This is a genomic window from Psittacicella gerlachiana (assembly GCF_003585965.1).
In the GTDB taxonomy this organism is placed as follows: domain Bacteria; phylum Pseudomonadota; class Gammaproteobacteria; order Enterobacterales; family Psittacicellaceae; genus Psittacicella; species Psittacicella gerlachiana.
Genome location: NZ_NRJF01000050.1, coordinates 1 through 7,551 on the forward strand (window position 1 = coordinate 1; position 7,551 = coordinate 7,551).

Genomic DNA, 7,551 nt, shown 5'->3' on the forward strand with positions numbered 1-7,551 from the left:
TTATTTGTTTTATAAAACTTAATTAAGCGTTAGTTGCTTTTGGTTTTACTTTAAGGATAGAGTAAAGTACCCCAGTAACTACTGAGCCTATAGCAATTGCTGCTAAGTAAGTTACTATGTGGTTAACTGTGAATGCTACTAATAAACCACCGTGTGGAGCATTTAGAGTAACACCAGCAACCATTGAAATAGCACCAGCAATTGCACCACCTAATGCAGAAGAAACGATTACACGTAATGGGTCTGCTGCCGCAAAAGGAATTGCACCTTCAGAAATAAAGCATAAACCTAATACGAATGCTACGTTACCTGAGTCACGTTGAGCAGCAGTGAATTTGCTACGTGCTAACCAAGTCGCAATTGCCATTCCAATAGGTGGAACCATTCCCGCAGCCATTACTGCAGCCATAGGAGTTGTAACATCTTGAGAGATTAAACCAACAGATACTACATAAGCAGCTTTGTTAATAGGGCCACCCATATCGATACACATCATCGCCCCAAGGATTAAACCTAAAACTAGTGCAGAACCACCTTGAAGTGATTTTAACCAGTTAGATAAAGCATCTGAAGCTAAAGATACGTAAGGACCGATTAAGTATACAGTAAGTAACCCAACAATTAATGTTGAAAGTAATGGAAGAATTAATACTGGTTTTAATGAAGTTACAGAAGGTGGAAGTTTAATCGCTCTATTTAAGTAAAGCGTAACATAACCAGAAAGGAAACCTGTAACTATAGCACCAAGGAAACCAGCACCTAAAGAATTAACTAGGAAACCTGTAATTAAACCAGAAGCTAAACCTGGACGATCTGCAATTGAGTAAGATACATAACCAGAGAATACTGCAAGCATGATTGCAAATGCAGAACCACCACCAATTTGCATTAAGTAAGCTGGTAAAGTACCTTCTTCTTGGAATGCGTTTGGACCAAATAAGAAGCTAATTGCAATTAACAGACCACCTGCAACAGTAATTGGTAACATGTGAGATACACCAGTCATTAAGTGACGGTATACTGCTTGCCAACCACCAGCATCTTTACTTGCTTCAGTAGAAGCCTTAGTTGTTGCAATTTTTGATTGATAAGGTTTTGCTTGGGCAAAAGCTTTTTCAAATTCTTGTGCCGTATTTTTTAAAGCTGCTTTAGTTGAAGTGTGATAGAAAGGACGTCCTTCAAATTTAGAAAGATCAACTTCAATATCAGTAGCCGCAAATACTAAATCAGCAGCTGCTACTTCTTCTGGAGATAATGGGTTACCTACCCCTTGTTGTCCACGAGTTTCTACTTTAATGTTCCAACCTTGAGCCTTACAGTAAGCTTCGATTGCTTCTGCAGACATAAAGGTATGAGCTACACCTGTAGGACAAGCGGTTACTGCAACAATGTTTTTCACGCCAGAGTTAGCTACTTGTTCTGTGGTGTTTACAACTTGAGGCTTAGCGTTTGCAAGAGTAGCTTGGGTATCATCTGCTAGTTGTTGAAGATCAACAACTGCAACCTCTAAACCATTTACACTTGGATCAAGAATGTTTTTTTCAAGGCTAACACGTAAATCAGCTTGTTGAGCTTGCTCAACAACTGTATGTACTGCTTTTTCTAGCAAAGTTTTTGCAAGAAGTACATAAGCGGTCGGAGTAGCTTTAGTCTTAGTTAAATAAATATTCATAGTGCTTCCTTAATTAACTTACCTTACTTTTAAAAAGCAAAGTTAGTCAAAATGGTTGGGCAAAGTTAAATTATTTAAGGGTAACAACACAGTTGTTACCCTGTGTGTGACGGCACAAGACAGTTAAAGTTTTTACTTAATGTACTTAAGCAATTTTTGTAACTGTTACTTGAGCTTTGAAAGGATCTAATGTTTCAAGACTTTCAACTCCGACATTACCTTGAGTTACTGCATATGCAGAAATTGCTGAGGCAAAGCGTAAAGTGTCTTCAGCATTTAATCCATTTACTAAACTGTAAATAAAACCAGCAACCATAGAATCACCAGCACCTACAGTAGAGACAACATTAGTAATTTTTGGTGGTTGAGCTTGGTAAACCGCATCTTTAGTAATCCATAAAGATCCTTTAGAACCCATAGATACTACCACATTGGTAATTCCTTGAGCATTTAGTTTACGAGCTGCTTCTAACACTTGTTCTACTGATTCAAACTTAGTATTAGTTAATACTTCAAGTTCACGCCAGTTAGGTTTAATTAACCAAGGGTTAGCAGTTAAACCTACTTCAAGTGCTTTATTTGAGCTATCAAAAATTACTTTACATCCGAGGTCGTTAAGTTGTTCTAACCAAGCTTTAAATGCTTCTAGTTCAACTCCACGTGGTAAAGAACCACATACGGCTACATAATCAAAACCTTTTAACTCCGTTAAAGTTTTGTTTACAAAAGCTGTCCAAGCTTCAGGAGTTACACTAAAGCCTTGGAAGTTTAAGTCAGTAACTTCCCCATCATCTTGGGTAACTTTAATGTTTACACGAGTTTTTCCTGGCACATGAGCAAATTTGTCTTCAAGGTTATATTTAGCAAATTCCGCTTCAAAATCACCTTTATTATCTGCACCTAAAAAACCTGTTACGGTAGTTTTTACATTTAAATCCGCTAATACTTTAGCAACGTTAATACCTTTACCTGCAGGATATAAGCCTAGAGTTTCTACAGAGTTAACTTCACCTAATTCAATCTCAGCTACACGACCTACTAAGTCCATTGCTGGATTTAATGTAATAGTTGCAACTTTTGCCATATCTCCCTCTTATTCTCCTAAACCATTAGCAATTGCTTTACCTATAGCTTCGATAGCTTGAGCAGCATCTTCACCTCTAGCTACAAAGCGTAATTCACTACCTTTAGTTGCTCCTAAACCAGTTACGCGTACCATAGATTTAGCTTTTACAGGAGCTGAACCTGAAGTAAGATTTTCTACCATAATTTCTGATTTGAATTGTTTACATACACGTACTAATTCGGTAGAAGGACGAGCATGTAGACCATTTTGATTATGGATTACAAAAGTCGCAGTTACGCTGTCAGCTGCGTCTTCATTAGTAGCTGCTGGAGCTGTTGCAGGAGCTTTTGTTTTCTTAATTGCAAGAGTTTGTGCTGAAATAGCAGGAGCAGCTGGAGCACTTAAACCAAATACTGCTAACACACTTGCTAAATCTGCAGTTGCTAGAGTTTGAGCTTGATTTACTAAAGTTGCTAAACATTGAGCATTACCTTGATCGGTAAATACAAGGTTAACTAAAGCTTTTACAGGTTTACCATTGCAAGTTACAGCACTAGTAGGACGTACTAAAGCTAAACCATTAGCTTTTGCACCTTCAGTTGCACTAGATAACCATAAACCTGAACCTAAGTGAATTGGAGCAAATTTTAAAGCATTAGTGAAGTATTCAGGACTTACATAACCTGCAGCTAAAAGATTAGCAGCATTTAAAGCAAGTAAACCGGCAATTTCAGTTGCATGTGCTTCTACATCAATTAGAGCTGTAGAAGTTAAAGGTAAGTTGCTTGCTGTTGCTACTTGTTTGTCACCTTTAATTAATTTTAAGAGTTGCTCTGGAGTAGTAGCTTTTGCTAAAGCTTGAGCTTCCTCTTCTTCACCAATAATATTGGTGATTGCTTTTAAAATAGGTAAGTGTTCATTTGAACTTGCTGCGATCCCAAAAGCGATATAAGTTTTATCACCATCTTCGTTCCATACCACGCCTTCAGGGAATTGGACAACTGCTACTCCTGTTGTTTTTACAAGATCACGAGTTTTAGTAGTTCCGTGAGGAATAGCTACCCCATTGTCAAGGTAAGTAGAAGTTTGCGTTTCACGTTCTAACATCCCATCTACATACGCTGGATCAACGTGACCATTGTTTGCTAATACTTTAGCTACAATACGGATAGCGTCTTCTTTGTTAGCCGCTTTTTGATTTAATAAAACATCATTTTCATTAATATTTAACATGAAGATTCCTAGTTGTTTTATTACCCTAAAGCTAAAACTGATCGGAACAGAACTTAGATTTAGAGAAGGTTTACAGTAACTTAAATTTTGGATATCAAAATTTAAAAGAAAAAATTGTTGTTCACAAAAGCTTATATTGGATTTCTTTTAAAAGAAATAAATTGAAACCGAAGTTAAGAATGTGTAAATTTGAGTAAGTAAAGAATAAAGCTTTTGTGAACAAGAAATTTTACTTTTTTTGAACTAAGCGAATAATTAGTGCTTAATAATTATTGTCTCGGAAACTAAGTAAAAAAATTACTTATACTTAATTAAAAAAGTAAAAAATATGCAGAAAAAAGTTAATAGAGGATCTAACTTTTTTCAGGGGCTATTATATCAGAAAATCCCGATATTCCCAAAGTTAAGCTCAAGAGGGCTTGACAAGATTTTTTAAGAATAAAGAGGAAAAAAGAAAGTAAAGAGAGAAAAGCTCTGAGCCTAGATTAGTTTTCTCTTGAGGCTTAAAAAATCTATTGCAAATAACCAAGGAGCTAACTCAAGAATTATCTAAAAAAGCAAAATTTTATCTTACTTGATAATTTAAACTCTGATATTTGATAGAAAAAATAGAAAGCTTAAAAGTACTCTTAATATTTTAAAAGAAAATAGGAGCTTGGAGTAAATAAAATTTTGAGAAATAAACAATTTATTTTTCTAATGTTGTTTAAGTAGAGGGATTGTTTATTTTGGTCAAAATCGACAAAATTATTTTAAGGCTTTGATAAAATTTTATCATTTTTTACGGGAGTGAGGAAAAGAAAAACTCAATCTTAACCTAAAATTTAAGATTGAGTTTTGCTTTATTTACTACTAATAAGTTCAGGAGGAATATTTGCTTGATTGCGATAGTAGTAATAGAGGTGATAAGGAATAGTTTGATAAGTTTCTTGCCAAGGTTTAGTCCCGATAAAATGTAGTACTTTTACACGACTAATTTGACTAGGATCAAGATAAGCTTCGAGATCTTGAGGAATAGCTAAGCAATAGTTTTCAATAGTTTTACGGCAAAGTTCTTCAAGTTCTTGACGATGTTCTTGGTAGTTAGCTTTAGTCGCTTTAACATTGTAACTTTCCGTTAAACTTATTTGGGCATTTTCCTCATTAAGCTCTTGAGGTTGATAGTCTTGGTTAAAGTATTGAGCTGCTTTAGTCACTTGTAAACTATCTTGATTGAGCATTAAGTTTTCGGGACTAAAATTGTGTTCTTCTTTGAGTTTTTGTAAAGCTACCATCTCTTCTTGAGGTTTAAGAAACTGTAAGAAGTCCGGCATTTCTTCCACTCCTGTACGAGAAGCTAAAGGTTGAAGGGGAAGATAGAGTTTATCTTGCTCAGGATTAAATACTTCACAAATCCCATAGGTTTTTACTTGCGGGCAATTGTAGTGGTAATCCAAATAGAAAGCCCCTCCATGACGTCGAGCTTCAATATTTAGAACATCTTGATCGGGAAAGACCAAATATTGACGTTTGATCATCGATTGAATTAAGAAGTTTTTATCCACTTGAGCTTCGGCAATTGCTTTGAGATTAAAGAGTATCATTCCCGAGTTAAAGTAGTCGAGCATGGAGTTAAGTCCCAAGTGTTTTACATGCTGAAAATGATATTTAAAAGCATCGACTCCTGGGTGATGCCAATCTAAGAGTAAACGTAAATAGCGTTCACGGATATCATAATCACCTACCACCGCAAAGAACTTACCTTGGAGATCTATATCGAGTAATTCTCCTAAATCATCAAGAATTAACATATCGGTATCGAGATAGAGGACTCTATCTGAACCGAGAAGGTTAAGATCGATAATTCTTGGGATGTATAAACGAGAGAAACAGTCGATAGAGAAAATATGTCCTAAAACTATGTGTTGTAGGGTTTGTGAATGTAATTCATATCCCATTTCAAAGATATTTAGGAAGCAAGTATGATCACTGGTAGTTTTAACAAAGTTCTTTAACCAAGCTTCTTGCTCTTTAGTAAAGTTACGTCCAAGAATAACGATTTCGTAATGAGTTTGTTTACGATTAGCAAGGAGTGAGGAAATGGCAGCTACTAGATGCGGAAAGTAACTCTCATTACAAGTAAAAACAATAGTTAATTTTTTCATGATTGTAAAGCGAGGGGAATATTTGCTAAGTAAAAATACTGCAGATAGAGTTTATGCACCGGTAAGGCATAGAAGTTTTCTTGCCAAGGTTTATCTGCAGGATTATAAGTTAAGATTTTTACCGTTTCGATCTTGGTTAGATCAAGAAAAGGTTCAACATTGTCATACACAGCCACCGCTCGATAGTAACAACTTGCATAAGCGAGAGCAAAGAGCTGTTCATGATAAGGACTATAATCTTCTTGAGTGATCTCTTTGAATTTGAGATCAGCTAAGGTAAAAGTTTTGCTTTTTACAGCTGGTGCAGGCGTAGGTTCGTGCTGTTCGGCAAGATAATTAACGAGCGTAGCTGCTTTATTAAAGAGCTGGTAGTCTTGTGGATTCTCTTGTTGTTCTTCAGTCGCAAAGGTAATTCTTGGAGGCTGTTTGGGCATTGTTTTATTAGCCTTTACTTTTTGTAAACTACTTAAAGGTTGAAGTTTAGAGGTAACTCTACTTGAGGAGTTTACTTGAGTTTGCGGAATTGCCAAATATTCAGGTTGAGGCTCTGAGCCAAGGCGATTTGCAAATGGATCTAAAGTAATATATAGTTTTTGCCTTTGTTCATTAAAACGAGGAATAAAGCTGGTATTATCTTGAATAAAGTTAAAGCTACCTCGAAGATAATAGGCTCCTCCATGTAAAGAGGCTCCAAGATTAAAAAGATCTTGCCAGAGATATTGACGCTCAGGGTAAAGTGGCAACAGCTGTAATAAAAAGTCTGCTTCGAGTTGACGTTGTTTGAAAGCAGAGAAATTAAAGATCATCACTTTAGCACTAAAGTAATCAAGAACACTATGTAAAGGTAGATCTTTAATGTTTTCAATGGTCTCTAAAAAATTGAGAATGGAATTATCTTCAATTTGGGCAAGACGATAGAGATACTTTTGGCGAATATAAAAATCATTAACCACACCAAAGATTTTATCTTCAAGATCGACTTGAGCTAACTCTTCAAGACTATCTAAAATTAAAGTATTAACATCAAGATAGATTAATCTTGGACTTTCAAGTTGGTAGTGATTAAATACTTGCGGAATAAATAGAGGTAAGAGTTCTTGGATTTTTTCTTGTCCTATTTGTGGAGGCAGTTGTTTTACATAGCTTGAGGCTTCGATAATGCGTAAAGAGCAAGTGTGCTCCGATAATTCGAGGACGTGATTCTTGAGCCATTTCTTTTGGGCATAACTTAAATCTAGAGCTAAGAGGTAGATATTATAAGTAGTATGCTTGCGATTTTGTAATAGAGAGGTTAAAGAAACACATAGTTGGGTAAAGTTTTGTGCAGTACAGGTATATATTAATTCTAAACTCTGCATAATCTAAGATCCTTAGGGAAATTAAACTTTATATTTGTTTGAGCTATAAAAATTTATAACTCAAACAAATATAAAGTT

5 protein-coding genes are annotated in these 7,551 nt (G+C 35.5%); all 5 read right to left on the reverse strand.

Features of this window, described 5'->3' with window-relative positions; all coding sequences use genetic code 11:
• Positions 1–22: 22 nt before the first annotated feature.
• The 5 genes from CKF59_RS02000 to CKF59_RS02020 all read right to left on the reverse strand — a co-directional run bounded on the left by CKF59_RS02000 (position 23) and on the right by CKF59_RS02020 (position 7,473).
• Positions 23–1,672 (reverse strand): fructose-specific PTS transporter subunit EIIC, encoded by a 1,650-nt coding sequence (locus tag CKF59_RS02000; RefSeq protein WP_119534314.1) that lies wholly within the window; start codon positions 1,670–1,672, stop codon positions 23–25.
• A gap of 145 nt (positions 1,673–1,817) precedes the next feature.
• Positions 1,818–2,756 (reverse strand): 1-phosphofructokinase, encoded by a 939-nt coding sequence (fruK, locus tag CKF59_RS02005; RefSeq protein ID WP_119534315.1) that lies wholly within the window; start codon positions 2,754–2,756, stop codon positions 1,818–1,820.
• Positions 2,757–2,765: 9 nt separating this feature from the next.
• Positions 2,766–3,971: a fused PTS fructose transporter subunit IIA/HPr protein gene (gene fruB / locus CKF59_RS02010; RefSeq protein ID WP_119534316.1), complete on the reverse strand. Its 1,206-nt coding sequence runs from the start codon at positions 3,969–3,971 to the stop codon at positions 2,766–2,768.
• Positions 3,972–4,813: 842 nt separating this feature from the next.
• Entirely contained in the window at positions 4,814–6,115 is a 1,302-nt protein-coding gene (locus CKF59_RS02015) for a glycosyltransferase family 8 protein (RefSeq protein ID WP_119534317.1), read from the reverse strand.
• On the reverse strand, positions 6,112–7,473 hold the full coding sequence (locus CKF59_RS02020) for a glycosyltransferase (RefSeq protein WP_119534318.1): 1,362 nt from the start codon (positions 7,471–7,473) through the stop codon (positions 6,112–6,114). Before CKF59_RS02020 ends, CKF59_RS02015 begins: the two co-directional genes overlap by 4 nt.
• Positions 7,474–7,551 lie beyond the last annotated feature (78 nt).

Coding starts and splice junctions, on each gene's coding strand:
- CKF59_RS02000 (WP_119534314.1), bottom strand. CDS start 1,672: ATGAATATTTATTTAACTAAGACTAAAGCTACTCCGACCGCTTATGTA.
- fruK (WP_119534315.1), bottom strand. CDS start 2,756: ATGGCAAAAGTTGCAACTATTACATTAAATCCAGCAATGGACTTAGTA.
- fruB (WP_119534316.1), bottom strand. CDS start 3,971: ATGTTAAATATTAATGAAAATGATGTTTTATTAAATCAAAAAGCGGCT.
- CKF59_RS02015 (WP_119534317.1), bottom strand. CDS start 6,115: ATGAAAAAATTAACTATTGTTTTTACTTGTAATGAGAGTTACTTTCCG.
- CKF59_RS02020 (WP_119534318.1), bottom strand. CDS start 7,473: ATGCAGAGTTTAGAATTAATATATACCTGTACTGCACAAAACTTTACC.